Raw genomic sequence first — 18,160 nt, forward strand, 5'->3', positions numbered from 1 at the left:
GGGTAGGCCTAGGTTGGCAGGGCGACGTGGGCGAATCCAGTGCGTAGGGTGGGCTTCAGCCCACCACTGTGAAAATGGCGGGCTAAAACGGATCACCGCCCGGCCACCCTACGATCCTCTCGCGCGATAGTCATGGTGGGCTAAAGCCCACCCTACAGCGTTCGGCAGGCCGTCACACCCGCTCGATGGCCAGCGCCAGCCCCTGCCCCACGCCCACGCACATGGTCGCCAGACCCAGCTTGCCGCCGGATTTCTCCAACTGATGCAGCGCGGTCTGCACCAGGCGAGCGCCGCTGGCACCCAGCGGGTGGCCGAGGGCGATGGCGCCGCCGTTGGGGTTGACCTTGGCGCTGTCGTCCGGCAAACCCAGCTCGCGCATCACCGCCAGGCCCTGGGCGGCGAAGGCTTCGTTGAGCTCGACCACATCGAACTGGTCGATGCCCAGGTTCAGCCGCTCCAGCAGTTTGCGCACCGCCGGCACCGGGCCGATACCCATGACCCGTGGCGCCACGCCGGCGCTGGCCATGCCGAGCACCTTGGCACGCGGGGTCAGGCCATGTTTCTTCACGGCTTCGGCACTGGCCAGGATCAGCGCCACGGCGCCGTCGTTGACGCCCGAGGCATTGCCGGCGGTGACGGTCTTGCCCTCGCCGTTGACCGGCTTGAGCTTGGCCAATGCTTCGAGGGTGGTATCGGCGCGCGGGTGCTCGTCGGTATCGACCACGGTGTCGGCCTTCTTGCCCTTGATCACCACCGGCACGATTTCCTCGGCGAAGAAGCCTTCGGCCTGGGCACGCGCGGCACGCTGCTGACTGCGCAGGGCGAACAGGTCCTGGTCGGCGCGCGATACCTGATACTCGTCGGCGACGTTGTCGGCGGTCTGCGGCATGGCGTCGACGCCATACTGCGCCTTCATCAGCGGGTTGATGAAACGCCAGCCAATGGTCGTATCTTCAATTTTCTGCTCACGGCCAAATGCCGTGGCGGCCTTGCCCATCACATAGGGCGCACGGGACATGGATTCCACGCCGCCGGCTATGGCCAGTTCCATTTCACCGGCTGCGATGGCGCGGAAGGCCGTGCCCACCGCATCCAGGCCAGAGGCGCAGAGGCGGTTGAGGGTGACGCCCGGCACGCTGTCGGGGATGCCGGCCAGCAGCAGCGCCATGCGTGCCACGTTGCGGTTGTCCTCGCCGGCCTGGTTGGCGCAGCCCATAAACACTTCGTCGATGGCCGCCAGGTCGAGCTGCGGGTTGCGCTCGATCAGCGCCTTGAACGGGATGGCCGCCAGGTCGTCGGCACGCACCGGCGCCAGCGCGCCGCCGAAGCGGCCAATGGGCGTGCGGATGGCGTCGCAGATGAATACGTCGCGGCTCATTCCTCACCTCCGGCCTGGCCGTGAGCGGCAGCGGTACGCGCTTCCAGGTCACGCAGGGCAGCCAGTTCCGCGGCGGTCGGAGCCTCGGTGGTGCCCACGCTGTCGGCGAAGCGGATCTGCCAGCCGGTGTTCTCGATCACCTGCTCGCGGGTCACGCCCGGGTGCAGCGAGGTGACGATGAACTCATTGGTGCCGGCTTCCGGCTCCATGATGCACAGGTCGGTGATGATCGCCACCGGACCGTCGCCCGGCAGGCCCAGGCGCTTGCGATGATCGCCACCCTCGCCGTGGCCGACCGAGGTGATGAAGGCCAGCTTGTCGACGAAGGTACGATGGCCCTGCTTGAGGATGATCAGCACCTTCTTGGCAGAACCGGCGATTTCCGGCGCGCCACCGGCGCCCGGCAGGCGCACTTTCGGTGCGTGGTAATCGCCGATCACGGTGGTGTTGATGTTGCCGTACTTGTCGACCTGGGCGGCGCCGAGGAAGCCGACGTCGATACGCCCGCCCTGCAGCCAGTAGCGGAAGATTTCGCCGGTGGGCACCACGGTGTCGGCGGTTTCCGCCAGCTCGCCGTCACCGATGGACAGCGGCAGCACGCTCGGCTTGGCGCCGATGGGGCCGGATTCGTAGATCAGTACCACTTCCGGGGCGTGGGTCAGGCGAGCCAGGTTGGCGGCCTTGGACGGCAGGCCGATGCCGACGAAGCAGACGGTGCCGTTGCCGAGGCGGCGAGCGGCGGCCACGGTCATCATTTCATTGGTGTTGAAGTCGCTCATCACTTGGCCTCCCCATTCACTTTTGCCTGGTAGTGCGCAAAATCCTCGGTGTCGCGGATGTATTCATCGATCCAGGCGGTGAAGGTGTCGCGGTTGCGGGCGATCGGATCCCAGTCCTGATAGAAGCGGTTGTCACGCTCGTAGTAGCCATGGGCGTAGGACGGATGGGCACCACCGGGCACCACGCAGACCGCACTGACGGCCCAGGTGGGCAGCACGCAGGCGTTCATCGGCGCCTGCAGGTCGTCGACGATTTCCTCGACCGTGACGATGCAGCGCTTGGCGGCCAGGGCGGCCTCCTTCTGCACGCCGAGGATGCCCTGGATCAGCACGTTGCCCTTGCGGTCGGCCTTCTGCGCGTGGATCACGGTAACGTCCGGACGCACGCTGGGGATCGCGGCCAGCTTCTCGCCAGTGAACGGGCACTCGATGAACTTGATGTCCGGGTTGACCTTGACCAGGTCGGAGCCCTGGTAGCCACGCAGCACGGCGAACGGCAGGTTGGAGGCACCGGAGACGTAGGCGTTGGCCATGGCCGCGTGGCTGTGCTCGCTAATTTCCAGCTTGTGTGGCCAGTGCTTCTCGACCGCGTCGCGCAGGCGGTGCAGCGAACCAACGCCAGGGTTGCCGCCCCAGGAGAAGGTCAGCTTGCGCGCGCAGCCGGCACCGATCAGCAGGTCGTAGACCAGGTCCGGGGTCATGCGCACCAGATGCAGGTCTTTCTTGCCCTGACGGATGATCTCGTGGGCAGCGGCAGTGGGAATCAGGTGGGTGAAGCCTTCGAGGGCGACGCAATCGCCGTCTTGGACATGGCGCGAAATGGCCTCGCGCAGGGTGATGATGTCGGCCATCGTGGGGTTCTCTTCAGGTTGCAGACGCCACCGCGATGGGGTGGCCATGGGGATCAGGTTAGGATGGGGCGCTCGGCCAAACAATCCGATAATCGCCTTATCGTGCGATTATCGAACCATTCCTGATGACAGCATCGTCTTCCAGCGCGGCGCGCATGCCCAGGGCCAGCGCCTGCTGGGTGGCCAGGCGCTCGACGATGCGCTGCACGATCACCAGCCGCGCACTGGCCCCTTCGCGCATCTCGGCCATGGCCTGCAGGGCATCGGCCGACTGCCCGAGTCCGGTGCGGCTGTCAGCCTCCAACTGGCCCAGGCCACCCCGCGCATCGGCTGCGGCCAGTTGCAGGCTGGCGACGATCTGGCGGATCTGCTCGCTGGCGGCGTTGGCCCGCTGCGCCAGGTGGCGCACCTCGTCGGCGACCACGGCGAAGCCCCTGCCCTGCTCACCCGCCCGCGCCGCCTCGATGGCTGCGTTGAGGGCCAGCAGGTTGGTCTGCTTGGCGATGTCCTGAATGCTGCCGACGATGCTGCCGATGCGCTCGGTCTGTGCACCGAGGTCGTCGAACACCCGCGTCACCGGCTCCATGTGTCCGGCCAGGCGCTCGATGGTGGCCGTGGCGGCGCGAATGCTCTCGGCGCTGGTCTGCACCTTCTCACCCGCCCCACGCGCTAACTGGTCGGCGTACTGCATGTCGTCACGGCTGGCGGCAATGGCCTGTTCCAGCTCGTCCAACCGCGCCAGCACCGGGGCAAGACCCAAGACCGGCGCGGGCGGTGCGGGCTCGATGAGCGGTTCGGCCGACACCAGCAGCATCGGTTCGGGCAATGGCGGCAAGACGCTCAGGGTCGGCGGTGTGGGCGTGGCCGGTCGTCGCCAGCAGGCACCCAGGCTGGCGAGCATAGCCAGCGCGGCGGCGCCCTGCGTCAGCGACTCGCTGACCTGGGTCAGCAACACGAGCGAGCAGAGGGCGGCGAGCACCGCGCATGAAATTGCGATCATGGTGGCTCTCCACAGGTTGCGGAGCCGGCCGCACAGCCGGCTCCGCCTGCCGTTACAGCAGGTTCCAGGTGTAGCTGAGGATCAGCCGGTTCTCGTCGATGTCGCTGCGGTAGTTGGAGCGCGCGACGACGTTGCGCACACGCACACCGAGGCCCTTGAGCGAACCGCTCTGCACCACGTAGCCGATGTCTAGGTCACGTTCCCAGTCCTTGCCCTCGTAGCGCGGGCCGCCGCGATTGGTGGCCTGCACATCGACGTTGTCACCACGGATGTAGCGCGCCCCGGCCACCAGGCCCGGTACGCCCATGGCGGCGAAGTCGTAGTCGTAGCGCAGTTGCCAGGAGCGCTCGTCGGCGGAGGCGAACTCGAAGGTGGGCACCTCGTTGCCCAGCGGCGTGACGTTGGCGAACACGCGGGGAAAAGCCGTGTCACCGAACATCGCCTGGTAACCGACATAGAGGGTATGCCCGCCGTGTCTGGCCGAGAGCAGGGCGAACAGCGCCTGGTTGTCGATGTCGCCGAGCAGGCCCTTGCCGTCTTCGCTGGAGTCAAAGAAGCCGAGGTTGGCGCCCAGCGTCCAGGCACCGAGCGGCTCGCTGTGCTTGAAACCGAGGAAACGCTGCTGGTAGATGTCCTCGAGCTGGCCGTACCAGGCACTCAGCGAGCTGCGCGCGGTATTGAAGGCATAGTCGCCGCCGGCATAGTTGAAGGCATCGCTGGTCGCGCCGCGCTGCGGCAAGTGCCCGAGCATGGCGAGCATCTTGTCGTCGCCGGCCTCGTTGCGCAGGCTGGTGGAATTGAGATGGCCCGCCTGCAGGGTCAGGCCGGCGAACTCGTTGGAGACCAGGCTCACGCCCTGGTAGCTGGGCGGCAGCAAGCGGATATCGGAGAAGGTCAGCACCGGCAGGTTGGGCTGCAGTTCGCCCACCTTCAGCTCGGTCTTGGACACCCGCACCTTGGCCGCCACGCCCAGGCGGCTGTAGTCGTCCGCCGCCTTGCCGCTCTCGCGGGTGGGCAACAGCCCGGTGTTGACCCGATCCGGGCTGCTGTCGAGCTTGATACCGAGCAGGCCGATGGCATCGACACCGAAGCCCACCGTGCCTGGCGTATAGCCAGATTTGACGTTGAGGATGAAGCCCTGCGCCCACTCCTCGGCCTTGGACTGCCGGTTCGGCCCGACGATGTCGGAGAAGTCGCGGCTGAAGTAATAGTTGCGCGCCGTGAGGGTGGCAGTGGTGTCTTCGATGAAACCGCCCTCGCCGGCCAGGCTCAGGCTCGGCAGGCAGGCGGCGATGGCGGAGGACAGCAGGCAAAGGCGTGGGGTGTGCGTCATGGCTCTCGTACTCTTTGTTGTTCGGATTGTTGTTATCGAGGTTGCAGAAACCCGCCCGGCAGCCTGGGAGCGGCCGGTTGGGAGGTTGGATCAGGTCATTTGGGTAGCGCGGGAAACCGTAGGGTGCGCCATGCGCACCGATACCGACGCCGATACTTGGCACGCACGTCTACGCGGCCCCGCGACACCCTACGGCCATATCACTCGCGCATCGGCGCGGCCCGCGGGTTATTCGTGGCACTTGGCGATTGCCGCCTTGCCCGCAGCAGCAGGTGCGCGGCCAGGCCGAACAGCAACCCCCAGAAGGCTGCCGACAGGCCGAGGAAGGTCACCCCGGAAGCCGTCACCAGAAAGGTGAACAGCCCGGCATCACGCTCCTGCGGCTCGCTCAGGCTGCGCGCCAGGGCCTCGCTGAACGCGCCGTACAGCGCCAGCCCGGCCAGGGCGGCGATCAGCGCGGCGGGAAAGGCGGCGAACAGCGACACCAGGGTGGCACCGGCGATGCCGAACAGCAGGTAGGCGAGGCTGCCGGACAACGCGGCGATATAGCGCCGCCGTGGGTCTTCATGGGCCTCGCGGCCGGTGCACAGGCTGGCGGTGACCGCAGCCAGGTTCAGGCCATGGCAGCCGAAGGGCGCCAGCAGCGCCCCGCCGATGGCGCTGGCGCCGATGATCGGGCTGGCCGGGGTGTCGTAGCCGGCGTTGCGCAGCACCGCCATGCCCGGCATGAACTGCCCGGTCAGCGCCACCAGCACCAGCGGCAGCGCCAGGTTGAGGGTGGCGGCCAGGCTGAACTCGGGGGCGATCCACTGTGGCGTGGCCAGCTCCAGCACCAGTGCCTCGCTGCGCAGTTGCCCGCCGAACAGGGTCAGCGCCGCACCCACCAGCAGCACCCCGGCCACCGCATAACGCGGCGCCGTCCGGCGCAGCAGCAGGTAGGTGACGAACATGCTGGCGATCAGCAGCGGCTGCTCGGGCAGCGCCTTGAATACCTCGATGCCGAAGGCGAACAGGATGCCGGCCTGCAACCCCGCCGCGATGGAGCCCGGCAGGCGCGCCAGCAGGCGGTCGAAGCTACCACTGAGGGCGATCAGCAGCAGGATCAGGTTGGCCACCAGATAGGCGCCGATGGCCTGGTTCAGCCCCAGCGTGGGCAGCGCCCCCACCAGCAGCGCGCTGCCGGGGATCGACCAGGCGATCACCACCGGCGTGCGATAGCGCAGGCTGAGCACGATGCCCAGCACGCCGCTGCCGATGGAAATGGCCCAGACCCAGGACGACAGCAACGCCTGTGACAGGCCGGCGCTTTCTGCCGCATGGAAGATCAGCACCAGCGGCCCGGCGTAGGAGATGGTGGTGGCGAGCAGACCGGCCACCAGGGCAGGCAGCGAACAGTCGCGCAGCAGAGCGTGCATGTCAGCCTCGCAAGTCAGTGTGGCCTTCCGCCAGCGGAAGGCGCTCGGTGTCGGAACGGCCGTCTCCTGCCCATTTGCGGGCAGGAGCACGGCGTGCGGATCAGGCCTTGGCGGCGAGCAACGCGGCGTCGGCAGCCTGGCGCCGCTGGCCACTGAGGGTGAACACCGCCATGGCCAGGGCGGCAATGGCACCCGGTACGGCGAAGGCGATGAAGTTCAGTTGCAGCGGCAGGTTGATGGCCATCAGCGCGCCGCCGAGCAGCGGCCCGACGATGGCGCCATTGCGGCCGATGCCGGAGGCCCAGCCCAGGCCGGTGGAGCGGATCGACAGGCCGTAGAACTGCGCGGCACCGGCATACAGCAGGATCTGCGTGCCGATGGTGGTGGCCCCGGCGATGAAGATCAGGCCGTAGAGCAGCGGCGTCGGGCTCTTGAAGCCGAGCAGGCTGATCGACACGGCGGCGGCGACGAAGAACGCCACCATCACCTTGCCCAGGTTGAAGCGGTCGCCCAACCAACCGCCAAGGATGGCCCCGGCCATGCCGCCGAAGTTCAGCGCCAGCAGGAACGACAGGCTCGAACCCAGACTGTAGCCGGCGCCGGCCATCAGCTTGGGCAGCCAGGAACTGAGCGCGTAGACCATCAGCAGGCAGCAGAAGAACGCCAGCCACAGGCACAGGGTGCGCAGTGCGCGGCCTTCGCGGAACAGCTCCAGCACCGCCACGCCCTGGCCCTTGGCATCGTTCATCTGCAATTGATCGGCTGCGTCGATGCGCAGCTCCGGATCGACCTTGGCCAATATCGCGCGAGCCTGCTCATGCCGGCCCTGGCGTACCAGAAAGCCCACCGATTCCGGCAGTTTCCAGAGGATCAGCGGCAGCAACAGCAGGGGAATGGCGGCGGCGAAGAACATCGATTCCCAACCGAAGCGCGGCAGCATGTAAATGCCCACCCCGGCAGCGAGCATGCCACCCAGCGAGTAGCCGCTGAACATCACCGCCACCAGCGTGCTGCGCAGGCGCTTGGGCGCGTACTCGTTCATCAGCGCCACGGCATTGGGCATCAGGCCGCCGCAACCGAGGCCGGCGAGGAAGCGGAAGATACCGAACTCGGTAGGGCTACTGGCGAAGCCGTTGAGGATGGTCGCCGAGGAAAACAGCATGAAGCAGATGGCGATACCCTTCTTGCGCCCGATCCGGTCGGCCAGGGTGCCGAACGCCAGGGCACCGAACATCATGCCGAACAGCGCGTAGCTACCCAGTGCACCGGCTTGCAGTGGCGTCAGGTTCCACTGCTGCATGATCGAGGGCAGCACCACACCGTAGATGAACAGGTCGTAACCATCGAAGATCAACAACAGCGCGCACAGCGCCATGACCATCCAGTGGAAACGGGTGAAACGGGCACCGTCTATGACGGTGTGAACGTCGATCTGTCGCATGGCATCGATACTCTTGTTTTTGTTGTCGAAACTGCGTTGTGTTCCACGGCCGTGGCAGCGGCCGGGAGGGTGATTCAGCCCAGGTCGCCACCGCCTACCGGCAAGGTCACACCGGTGATGTAGGAGGCCTCGTCCGAGGCGAGGAAGAGGATCGCGCCGACCTGCTCGTCGAGCGTGCCGTAGCGTTTCATCAGGCTGCTGTGTACGGTCTGGTCGACGATCTGCTGGTACCAGACCTTCTCCTGCTCGCTCTGCTCGGCACTGTTACGCGGGATACGCCGCGGCGGCGCCTCGGTACCGCCGGGGGCGGTGGCGTTGACGCGAATGCCGCGCTCGGCGGTCTCGAAGGCCAGGCAGGCGGTCAGCGCGTTGACACCGCCCTTGGCCGCGCCGTAGGGCACGCGGTTGACGCTACGGGTGGCGATGGACGAAACGTTGACGATGGCGCCACTGCCCTGCGCCAGCATCTGCGGCAGCGCCGCATGGCAGCACCACAGGGTGGGGAACAGCGAGCGACGCACTTCGGCCTCGATCTGCGCCGTTTCGTAGTGCTCGAACGGCTTGGCCCAGATGGTGCCGCCGACGTTGTTGATGAGGATGTCGAGCCGGCCGAAGCGCTCGACCGCCGCCTGCATCACGCGCTGGCAGTCGCCTGCCTGCTCCAGGTCGGCGGTCAGGCACAGCACCGCCTCGCGCTCGGCCAGCTCGAACACCAGCTCGGAGCGATCCACCGCCAGCACCTGCGCGCCCTCCTCCAGCAGCCGCTCGGCCACACGACGGCCGATGCCCTGGGCGGCGCCGGTGACCACGGCGACCTTGTCTTGGAAACGCTTGTTCATCTGTTGTACCTCGATCATCACTCGTGGAAGCGGCTTCAGCCGCGAATCGACCCGCCAAGCGCATCGCGGCTAAAGCGGTACGCCGCCCAGCCGCTCCTACAGCCTGTAGCCCGGGTGCTATCCGGGGCTGCTGCGTGGACTTCCCCCGGATTTCATCCGGGCTACAACTCTGTAGAGAGGGTGGCGTCTGCCCTGCCCTCTCCCCCGTCCCCTCTCCCCTCTCCCATAAATGGGAGAGGGGTGACTCAGCCCATCACGCCGATGCAGCCTGTAGCCCGCTCGCACCTAGGCGCTGGCGGCGAATTTCTCGTAGTAGAAGTTGGCCGGGGCGATGCCCTGCTCGCGGATGTAGGCGCTGACCGCCTCGACCATCGGCGGCGGGCCGCACAGGTAGATGTCCACCTCGCCGTCGTTGAGGTGCCTGGGTTCGATGTGCTGGGTCACGTAGCCCTTTTTCGGGTAGCTGCTGCCTTCGTTGGCCACACAGGCGCTGAAGGTGAAACCGGGGATACGCGCGGCGAAGGCTTCCAGCTTGTCCAGCTCGACCAGATCCTGGTCGTGGGTCACCCCGTAGATCAGGTGCAGCGGGTGCGCGCAGCCTTCGGCGGCGATCTTCTCCAGCATCGCGGTGAACGGCGCCAGGCCGGTACCGCCAGCCAGCAGCAGCAGCGGGCGCTTGATCTCGCGCAGGTAGAAGCTGCCCAGCGGGCCGGCCAGGCTGATGCTGTCGCCGGCCTTGGCCAGGTTACTCAGGAAGCTGCTCATCAGCCCGCCCGGCACGTTGCGGATCAGGAAGCTGACTTCGCCGTCCTTCGGCAGACTGCTGAAGGAGTAAGCGCGCGTCTGCTCACTGCCCGGCACCTTGAGATTGACGTACTGCCCCGGCAGGAACGCCAGTTGGCTGAGCGCCTCGCCCTTGATCGACAACGCGATGGTGCTGTCGGAGAGCTTGCGCACGGCGCTGATGGCGGCCTCGAAACTGGCCTGCTGGGTCTTGCACACCTGCGACGACGCCGGCACGCGGATCACGCAGTCGCTCTCGGCGCGCATCTGGCAGGTCAGCACGTAGCCCTGCTCGGCCTCGGCCTCGCTCAGGGCGTCCTCGATGTATTCCTCGCCGAGGTCGTACTGCCCCGCTTCGGCGAAGCACTTGCAGGCACCGCAGGCGCCGTCGCGGCAGTCCAGCGGAATATTGATGCCCTGGCGATAGGCGGCGTCGGCCACCGTCTCACCCAGGTTGGCGTCGATGAAGCGGGTGACCCCGTCCTCGAAATTCAGTGCGATCTTGTGGCTCATGGCGCACCTCGTTATGCAGTTTTTGGCGTGCAGCGCCCCGAGGCGGGAGCCAATGGCCCCACCGGCAAGGCTGCAGCGGATTCAGATGTGGTAGACGTCGATGATCTGCCTGACGTAGTCGTTCTTCAGCACCACCTTCTTGGCCTTGATCAGCGGGTTCGGCCCGCGCGTGTCGAGGCTGTAGAAGCTGGTGCCGTAGAAGTGGTCGACGGTCTTGTAGCGAAAGCTCAGGGTGTGCCAGTTGAAGCGCACCTTGGTCAGGCCCTCGCCCTGCTCGACGATCTCGATGTTGTTGATGTTGTGCGAAGTCCGGGTGTCCGGAATGGTGGCGCTGGAGCGCTCGGTGCGGATGCGGAACACCCGATCCTCCAGGCCGCTGCGGTTGCCGTACCAGATCAACGAGATCTCGGTCTGCGGGTTCTCCACCAACTGATCGCGGTCATCCCAGGCCGGCATCCAGAACTCGGCGTCCGGGGCGTACAGCTCCAGCCACTCGTCCCACTGCTTGTCGTCCAGGTAGCGCGCCTCGCGGTAGAGGAAATCGCGCACGACATCATAGGAAAGGCTCATTCACGCACCCTCCACGTGGATCAGGTGTTCCTGTTCTTTCTTCACTGCCTCGATCATCTGCTGTTGCCAGTAATGGTGCTGCAGTACGAACAGCCCCTCGTCCTCGGTGCGCGCACCGGACAGCAGCGGCTGCAGGTCGATCTCCCTGGCCGAGTCGTCGGCGCCGTCGATCCAGTGCTTGGCCCCGCGCGACATGTCGTTCCACTCCATCGCGCGGCCGGCGAAACCCTGCTGGCAGGCGCGGAATTCTTCCAGGTCGTCCGGCGTGGCCATGCCGGAAACGTTGAAGAAGTCTTCGTACTGGCGGATGCGTCGGGCGCGCGCTTCGGCACTCTCGCCCTTGGGCGCGATGCAGTAGATGGTCACTTCGGTCTTGTCCACCGACAGCGGCCGGGCGACGCGCAGTTGCGAGCCGAACTGATCCATCAGGTACAGGTTGGGGTACAGGCAGAGGTTGCGCGAATGGCCGATCATCCAGTCGGCGCGCGCCTCGCCGAACTCGGCGGCGAGGCGCTCGCGGTCGGCGAACAGCGGGCGATCCTCGGGGTTGTCCCAGCGCGTCCAGAGCAGCAGGTGACCGTTCTCGAAAGAATAGAAACCACCGCCCTTCTTGCCCCAGCCGCCGGCGCTCATGGCGCGGATGTCGTCACCGGCTTCCTTGAGCTTACGCTGCTGCTGGGTGGCGGCGTAGTTCCAGTGCACGGCGGAGACGTGGTAGCCGTCGGCACCGTTCTCCGCCTGCAGTTTCCAGTTGCCCTCGTAGACGTAGGTGCTGGAGCCGCGCAGCACTTCCAGGCCCTCGGTGGACTGGTCGCAGACCATGTCGATGATCTTCTTCGACTCGCCGAGGAACTCCTCCAGCGGCGCCACGTCCTCACGCAGGCTGCCAAACAGGAAGCCCCGGTAGGACTCGAAGCGGGCGACCTTCTTCAGGTCGTGGGAACCGTCGCAGTTGAAGCTGTCCGGGTAGCCGGCGTCCTTGGGGTCCTTGACCTTGAGCAGCTTGCCGCTGTTGTTGAATGTCCAGCCGTGGAACGGACAGGTGTAGCTGGCCTTGTTGCCGCTCTTGAAGCGGCAGAGCATGGCGCCACGGTGGCTGCAGGCGTTGATGAAGGCGTTGAGTTCACCGTCCTTGTTGCGCGCGATGAAGATCGGCTGACGCCCCATGTAGGTGGTGTAGTAGTCGTTGACGTTGGGGATCTGGCTCTCGTGGGCCAGATACAGCCAGTTGCCCTCGAAGATGTGCTGCATCTCCAGGTCGAACAGGCGCGGGTCGGTGAACATCTCGCGCTTGCAGCGGAAGATGCCCTTGTCCTTGTCTTCTTCAAGCAGGCTGTTGAGGTAGTCGAGTCCCAGGGTCATGGCCATGGCTCCGTTGTTATTGTTTCAACGGTTCCAAGGCTAGGGACTGATTCCCACGACCAATATCCAGTTCGTGCAGAACCCTATCCGTTTTCTGCAGCACCAATAAACGGCCGCTATGCGGCCTTCTGATGACCCTCTCCTGGGAGAGGGTGCCCGAAGGGCGGGAGAGGGACCATCCGCCCCCCGTAGCCCGGATGCAATCCGGGAATGGCGTCTACCCCTCGCGACGCCGCAGGGTGTCCGACGGCAGTTCGCCAAAGGCGCTCTTGTAACTCTCGGAGAAGCGTCCCAGGTGCAGGAAGCCGTAGTCCAGCGCCACCTCGGTGACGTTGCGCACCCTGGACGTCGGATCCTTCAGGCAGGCGTGCACCTGCTCCAGCTTGCGCTGGCGGATGTAGTGCTTGGGCGTGGTGCGCAGGTGTTTCTCGAACAGCGCATAGAGCGAGCGAGGGCTCATGTGCGCGAGCTGGGCCAGTTGTTCGACGCTGATGTCCTGCTTGAGGTTGTCCTCGATGAACTGCACCAGACGTTCGAACGACGGGCTGCTTTCCGACAGTTCCTGACGCTGTACGTTGTTGCTCAACAACCCCAGCAGCTTGCTGGCGATGATGCGCGTGTAGTGTTCCTGCACCAGCGGCAGCGACTGCTCGCTCTCGGCTTCGACGCAGATCAGGCCGAGCAGGTTGGTGAAACCCTCCAGTTGCTGCAACTGATGACGCGAGGCGAAACGCACGCCATCACCCGGCCGCTGCCAGTGGTTGTCGACGCAGGCGCGCTCGATCAGGTGAGCCGGCAGCTTGACGATGAACTTCTCGCAGTCGTCGGAGTAGGTCAGGTCGACCTGGTCGTCCGGGTTGATCAGCAGCAGTTCGCCAGGGGTGAAGTAGTGCTCCTCACCATGGCCGCGCCACAGGCAATGGCCCTGCAGCAGCACCTGCAGGTGATAGATGGTTTCCAGCGCTGGCGAGGTGACCCGCACGCTACCGCCATAGCTGATGCGGCACAGATCGACACTGCCAAAGCTGCGATGGCTGAGGCTGGCCGCCGGGCGGCCGCTATTGGGCAGACGAATGCAATGCGACCCCACATGCTGGTTGACGTAATCGGACACCGCATAGGGATCGGCATTGGCGAACAGCCGACTCTTCTCGTTGAGCATCACGGCACTCTTATCATTGTTATGTAGGTGGCGAGTGCTAACGGGCCAAGGCTGCCCTCCTCGCTCGAACCATGAATACAGGCAAATCGCCCGCTGTGTAGAAGAAGCGATCAGCGGTCGCCTCATTCATCCAGCTTATTCACTGGCCGAGCTTAGGCAATCGCACCTTCGGCGAACATCGAAGCGGTCGATAATCGCCCGGTTTCGCCTGATCAAGCTGGACGAAATAGCTGGCTGCTCAATTCACGACTGGCCGACAACATCAGCGGCAGGAAGCGCTTCTCCAGCTCGGCAGTGGGTACACGACTGGCATGGGTGCTGATGTTCATGGCCGCCAGCACATGGCCAGCGGAATCGTAGACCGGCACGGCCAGCGAACGCAGGCCCTGCTCCAGCTCCTGATCGACCACGCACCAACCCTGGTGGCGCACGCGCTGCAGACATTCCCACAGCGCTTCGGGGGTGTGCAGGGTGCGGCTGGTCTTGGGTTGCAGTTCGGCGTGAGCCAGATAGTCCTGCAACTGGTCATCGTCCAGCGCGGCGAGGAGGATGCGGCCCATCGACGTGCAGTACGCCGGCAGGCGGCTGCCGACGCTCAGGTCCACCGAGATCAGCCGTTGCGGAATGGCCGAGCGGGCGATGTAGAGCACCTGTTCGCCCTCCAGTGTCGCCAGGTTGCAGGCTTCGTGCAGCTGCTCGCTGAGGCGGTCGAGGAAGGGCTGCGCAGACACAGCGAGTGGCGTCGAGGACAGGTAGGCATGCCCCAGCGTCAGCACCTTGGGCAGCAGCGAATAGGTGCGCCCGTCGGTGGTGACGTAACCCAGTTTCATCAGGCTGTAGAGGCAGCGGCGTACGGCAGCGCGGGGAATCTCGGTGCGGTGGCTGATCTGCGCGATGGTCAGGTGGCGCTTGCGCTCCTGGAAGGCATTGATCACCGCCAGGCCTCGCGCCAGGGAGGTCATGAAGTTGGGGTCGCCGGCGAACTCCTCGATGCGTTTGGCCGGCGACACGTAGGGTGGCGGCGCAAGACTGGTAAGCGGCGGACGGGATTCACTCATGATGCCTCCGAAACGGCGGTGAACAGCTTCTGGCGATTATCGAACCATCGTGCGGTAATCGCAAATAGGTAAGCAAAACAGCAGATAACGCTCCTGCAGCCCGCATGCAATCGGGGGGCATCGTGTCAGTCATTCCCGGTCTTCATCCGGGCTACGCGGCTAAATACCTTCGCCGCCCAGCCCCGGGCCGTTAGAGTCAGGCCTCCCTCGGGGCGCGGGCGGGGTTCGCCACTGCTTAGGCGAGCAGCCCGCGGAATTCGATGAAGCCGATCAGCGCACTGATAGTGAAGAACGCCAACACGGTCGCCCCGACCAGCGCCGCCGCGCAACGTTCCTCGAGGCCGAAGCGCTGGCCCATTATCGGGTAGATGCTCAGCATCGGCGCACTGGCGAACAGCACTCCGGCCACCAGCATGTGCGGCTCGATACCCGGCATCAGCATCAGTGCGGTGAACACCGCCAGCGGATGCAGCAGCAGCTTGGCCAGGCTGATTTGCGCCACTTCGCGCCAAACGCCGTTGGCCTTCATGCCGTACAGGGTACCGCCGATCACGAACAGCGCCACCGGCGCCGAGGCACTGGCCAACATGTCGATGGGCCGGCTCAGCAGGGTCGGCAGGTCGATTCCCAGCAACGAGACAACCACGCCCAGACTGATACCGATGATGATCGGATGCTTCAGCAGGCGCTTGAGGGTTTCACCCAGCACCGCCCACTTCGACTGCGCCTGCTGCTGCCCGCTTTCGGCAAGCATCAGGGCCAGGGGGATCATCAGCAGGTTTTCCACCAGCATGCCCAGGGCCAGCGCCACGGCAGCTTGCTCGCCCAGCACCGTGAGCGCGATCGGATAACCGATGAAACCGCTGTTGGACACCGACACGCCCAGGGCCATGATCGCGCTGCGCGACACGCCCTGCCGGCGCAACCCGAAGGTCACGGTAAAACCGATGGCGAAGATCGCCAGCGAGCCCAGGGCATAGGCGCCCATGTACGGCACGTTGAGCACCTCACTCAGCGGCCGCTTGGCCAGGGCGTTGAATACCAGGGCGGGCAGGGCGAAGGTGATGACGAAGGTGCCCATGCCGCGCAGTTGTTCGCGGTTGACCAGACCACCCCGTACCGACACGAAACCCAGACCGATCAGGATGAAAATCGGTGCGGTAATGCTGAGTACGGCTAACACGCGACGCAGTTCTCCACAGAGCTGGACAGTTGCTGCAAACGGCTGCGGGTGCGGCTGAAATCGCTGGTGCCGATATCGGCGCACACCTGCTCCAGGCTCGACTCGCTGGCGAGCAGCAGGACCACCCCACTGTCGTAGGCAACATCGATGAAATTGATCACCCGCTGCTGCACATCCAGTGACAGCCGATGCAGCGGCGGAACGTTACTGACGGCGACGCAAGCGAGATGTTCGCACAACCACAGGTAATCCGCGGTCGAAGACGGCACCTCGAACAGCGCCGAAAAATCCAGCCAGATCCCCTGCCCGCTTCGCCCCCGCAGGGCGAACGAGCGGCGGTTCAGTTCCAGCTCGCTGCCCTCGCCCGCGACGATCTGCAAGGCGCTACACAACAGCCTGTCGGCCCGCTCGGCAGGCGCCTGGATGAAGCGTCCCCAATCGTGCCGGGTGCGTTGGCGATAGTCTTCGCCGGCGTCCAGTTCGAGCACCTGACAATGGCGCTGCAGCAACGTGATGAACGGCCTGAAGCGTACATGATAGAGCGGGTTCGGGCACAGCCCGGCCGGCGCGAAATTGGACGTGAACACCAACGCCACGCCTTCACGCAGCAGGCATTCGAGCAGGCGCCCGAGGAGAATGGCGTCGCCGATGTCGTGCACATGGAATTCATCGAAGCACAGCAGACGCGCCTCCCCGGCCAGGTCGGCGGCGACCCGGGCCAGCGGCTCGGGCTGGCCGCTGTAGGCGTTCAGGTGCTGTTGCAGCTCCTGGAGAAAACCGTGCACGTGCACCCGGCGCTTGTTCACCACGGGCGCGGCGGCGAACAGGCAATCCATGACGAAGCTCTTGCCGCGCCCGACACCGCCCCACAGGTAAAAACCCGCAGCCGGACGCCGCCAGCGCCGCTTGGGCGCCAGCTGCGCGCCCAGCCAGTCGGCGAGTTGGGCGATGGCCCGCTGCTGGGCGGGGTCAGCGCGAAAGCCCCGGGCCGCCAGCTCGCGGTCGAAGTGACGGCGCACCGCCTCGGCGGGCGCCACCGGGTCAGAAGTCAAAGAACACTGTCTCGCCGTCCCCCTGGATACGGATATCGAAACGGTAGGCGGTCTTGCCCTCCACTTCGCAACGTTTGGCGATCAGCGTCTCACGGCGCTGCGGCTGCTCGATCAGGTTGAGCACCGGGTCCTTGGCGTTGGCTTCGGCCTCATCCTCGAAATACAGGCGAGTATTGAGGTGGATGTTGATGCCCCGAGCGAACAGCGCGACGTTGATATGCGGCGCCATCGGCACCCCAGCGGGCCTTTTCACCACACCCGGCTTGACCGTGTAGGCGAACCACTCGCTGTCGGCATCGAAGGTGGTGGCGGTACGGCCGAAGCCGTTGAACGGCTTGGATTGGTCGTAATCCTCGTCGTAGTGGCCTTGATGATCGGCCTGCCACAGTTCGAGGAAGGCATCGCGCACCAGGTGGCCATTGCCGTCGTAGACGTGGCCGACCAGCACGATGTGCTCGCCCGGGGCTTCAGGGCGCGCCATCTGGTTCCAGATTTCCTGCTCGCGGGTCGGGTTACCCGCGGCAGCCAGGGCCAGGCCGATATGGACGTAGGGGCCGGCGGTTTGCGAAGGGGTTTCCGGCAGCAATTCAACAGGCATGGTCATCCCTCCTTACTTATTCTCGAAATGGGTTTTACGCTGGCCACGCAGCACGATGTCGAAGCGGTAGGCCAGGCAGTCCATCGGATTGGCCGTGCCCATGTCCAGCTTGGCGATCAGCGTCTGTACCGCGTCCGGGTTGGCGATGGATTTGACGATCGGGCACAGCGGGATCAGCGGATCGCCCTCGAAATACAGCTGGGTAATCAGGCGCGTGGAGATCGACGGGCCGTTGAGCGAAAAGTGGATATGCGCCGGGCGCCAGTCGTTGGGATTGTTACGCCACGGATAGGGGCCTGGCTTGATGGTGCGGAAGATGTAGCGGCCTTCGCTGTCGGTCAGCGCGCGGCCGACACCGCCGAAGTTGGGATCGAGCGGCGCCAGATAGCGGTCGTTCTTGTGACGATAGCGGCCGCCTGCGTTGGCCTGCCACATTTCCACCAGGGTATGCGGGATCGGCTTGCCGTACTGATCCATCACCCGGCCGGAGACGATGATGCGCTCACCGATGGGCAGCCCACCGTTATTGAAGTTGAGCAGCAGGTCGTTGTCGTGCTCGGCGAACTTCAGGTGCGAGAAGTCCGGACCGGTGGTTTCGGAAATCGATTGCGGGATGCTCACCAGCGCCTGACGCGGTGAGCGGGTGATGGAGGTCTTGTAGTCGGGGGTGAAGGCTTTCGGGTGCCAATTACGGTCACGAATGACGAAACGGCAATTGTCCTCGGCAGGCATGGCGCACTCCTGTTGTGGGTATTGTGGAGTCACGCGGGGGCATGTTCCCCCGGCAAGTTGGCGCAGTCTCGGCCAAGGCAGCCCGGCTGAACATTGAAAAGATGCCGCCAA

General features: G+C 65.3%; 16 protein-coding genes and 1 pseudogene. All 17 read right to left on the minus strand.

Annotation, left to right across the window (positions count from 1 at the left end; all coding sequences use genetic code 11):
• Positions 1 to 172: 172 nt before the first annotated feature.
• On the minus strand, positions 173 to 1,378 hold the full coding sequence (gene pcaF / locus EL191_RS19995; RefSeq protein WP_041980507.1) for a 3-oxoadipyl-CoA thiolase: 1,206 nt from the start codon (positions 1,376 to 1,378) through the stop codon (positions 173 to 175).
• Positions 1,375 to 2,157, minus strand: a complete 783-nt coding sequence (locus tag EL191_RS20000) for a CoA-transferase subunit beta (protein ID WP_013717235.1) — start codon at positions 2,155 to 2,157, stop codon at positions 1,375 to 1,377. Before EL191_RS20000 ends, pcaF begins: the two co-directional genes overlap by 4 nt.
• Positions 2,157 to 3,008, minus strand: a complete 852-nt coding sequence (locus tag EL191_RS20005) for a CoA transferase subunit A (protein ID WP_041980505.1) — start codon at positions 3,006 to 3,008, stop codon at positions 2,157 to 2,159. The genes EL191_RS20000 and EL191_RS20005 overlap by 1 nt, the downstream gene beginning before the upstream one ends.
• Before the next feature lie 97 nt (positions 3,009 to 3,105).
• Positions 3,106 to 3,525: pseudogene (locus EL191_RS24750) on the minus strand (methyl-accepting chemotaxis protein); the annotation flags it as partial.
• Positions 3,526 to 4,060: 535 nt separating this feature from the next.
• On the minus strand, positions 4,061 to 5,341 hold the full coding sequence (locus EL191_RS20015) for an OprD family porin (RefSeq protein WP_017362034.1): 1,281 nt from the start codon (positions 5,339 to 5,341) through the stop codon (positions 4,061 to 4,063).
• 200 nt (positions 5,342 to 5,541) lie between these two features.
• Positions 5,542 to 6,756 (minus strand): benzoate/H(+) symporter BenE family transporter, encoded by a 1,215-nt coding sequence (locus EL191_RS20020; RefSeq protein ID WP_013717239.1) that lies wholly within the window; start codon positions 6,754 to 6,756, stop codon positions 5,542 to 5,544.
• A 100-nt stretch (positions 6,757 to 6,856) separates the two neighbouring features.
• Positions 6,857 to 8,197, minus strand: coding sequence for an MFS transporter (locus EL191_RS20025; RefSeq protein ID WP_017362035.1), 1,341 nt, complete (start codon positions 8,195 to 8,197; stop codon positions 6,857 to 6,859).
• Positions 8,198 to 8,271: 74 nt separating this feature from the next.
• The gene (locus EL191_RS20030) at positions 8,272 to 9,036 is read right to left on the minus strand and encodes a 1,6-dihydroxycyclohexa-2,4-diene-1-carboxylate dehydrogenase (RefSeq protein WP_041980742.1); all 765 of its coding nucleotides are present in this window, start codon (positions 9,034 to 9,036) and stop codon (positions 8,272 to 8,274) included.
• Between the two features lie 285 nt (positions 9,037 to 9,321).
• The gene (gene benC, locus EL191_RS20035) at positions 9,322 to 10,332 is read right to left on the minus strand and encodes a benzoate 1,2-dioxygenase electron transfer component BenC (RefSeq protein WP_041980501.1); all 1,011 of its coding nucleotides are present in this window, start codon (positions 10,330 to 10,332) and stop codon (positions 9,322 to 9,324) included.
• 81 nt (positions 10,333 to 10,413) lie between these two features.
• A complete protein-coding gene (benB, locus tag EL191_RS20040; RefSeq protein ID WP_041980499.1) occupies positions 10,414 to 10,902 on the minus strand; it encodes a benzoate 1,2-dioxygenase small subunit in 489 nt (162 codons plus the stop codon).
• A complete protein-coding gene (gene benA / locus EL191_RS20045; protein ID WP_041980497.1) occupies positions 10,903 to 12,264 on the minus strand; it encodes a benzoate 1,2-dioxygenase large subunit in 1,362 nt (453 codons plus the stop codon).
• A gap of 217 nt (positions 12,265 to 12,481) precedes the next feature.
• Complete coding sequence (locus EL191_RS20050) at positions 12,482 to 13,426, minus strand: AraC family transcriptional regulator (RefSeq protein WP_036994742.1); 945 nt, start codon at positions 13,424 to 13,426, stop codon at positions 12,482 to 12,484.
• Between the two features lie 212 nt (positions 13,427 to 13,638).
• Positions 13,639 to 14,484, minus strand: coding sequence for an IclR family transcriptional regulator (locus tag EL191_RS20055; RefSeq protein WP_041980495.1), 846 nt, complete (start codon positions 14,482 to 14,484; stop codon positions 13,639 to 13,641).
• A 235-nt stretch (positions 14,485 to 14,719) separates the two neighbouring features.
• On the minus strand, positions 14,720 to 15,667 hold the full coding sequence (locus EL191_RS20060) for an AEC family transporter (protein WP_017362042.1): 948 nt from the start codon (positions 15,665 to 15,667) through the stop codon (positions 14,720 to 14,722).
• Positions 15,661 to 16,704, minus strand: coding sequence for a cell division protein ZapE (gene zapE, locus EL191_RS20065; protein WP_080764303.1), 1,044 nt, complete (start codon positions 16,702 to 16,704; stop codon positions 15,661 to 15,663). Before zapE ends, EL191_RS20060 begins: the two co-directional genes overlap by 7 nt.
• A gap of 4 nt (positions 16,705 to 16,708) precedes the next feature.
• Positions 16,709 to 17,317, minus strand: coding sequence for a protocatechuate 3,4-dioxygenase subunit alpha (gene pcaG / locus EL191_RS20070; protein ID WP_017362044.1), 609 nt, complete (start codon positions 17,315 to 17,317; stop codon positions 16,709 to 16,711).
• Positions 17,318 to 17,329: 12 nt separating this feature from the next.
• Complete coding sequence (gene pcaH, locus EL191_RS20075) at positions 17,330 to 18,049, minus strand: protocatechuate 3,4-dioxygenase subunit beta (protein ID WP_017362045.1); 720 nt, start codon at positions 18,047 to 18,049, stop codon at positions 17,330 to 17,332.
• Positions 18,050 to 18,160: the final 111 nt, after the last annotated feature.

This window comes from Pseudomonas mendocina (assembly GCF_900636545.1).
Taxonomy (GTDB): Bacteria; Pseudomonadota; Gammaproteobacteria; order Pseudomonadales; family Pseudomonadaceae; genus Aquipseudomonas; species Aquipseudomonas mendocina.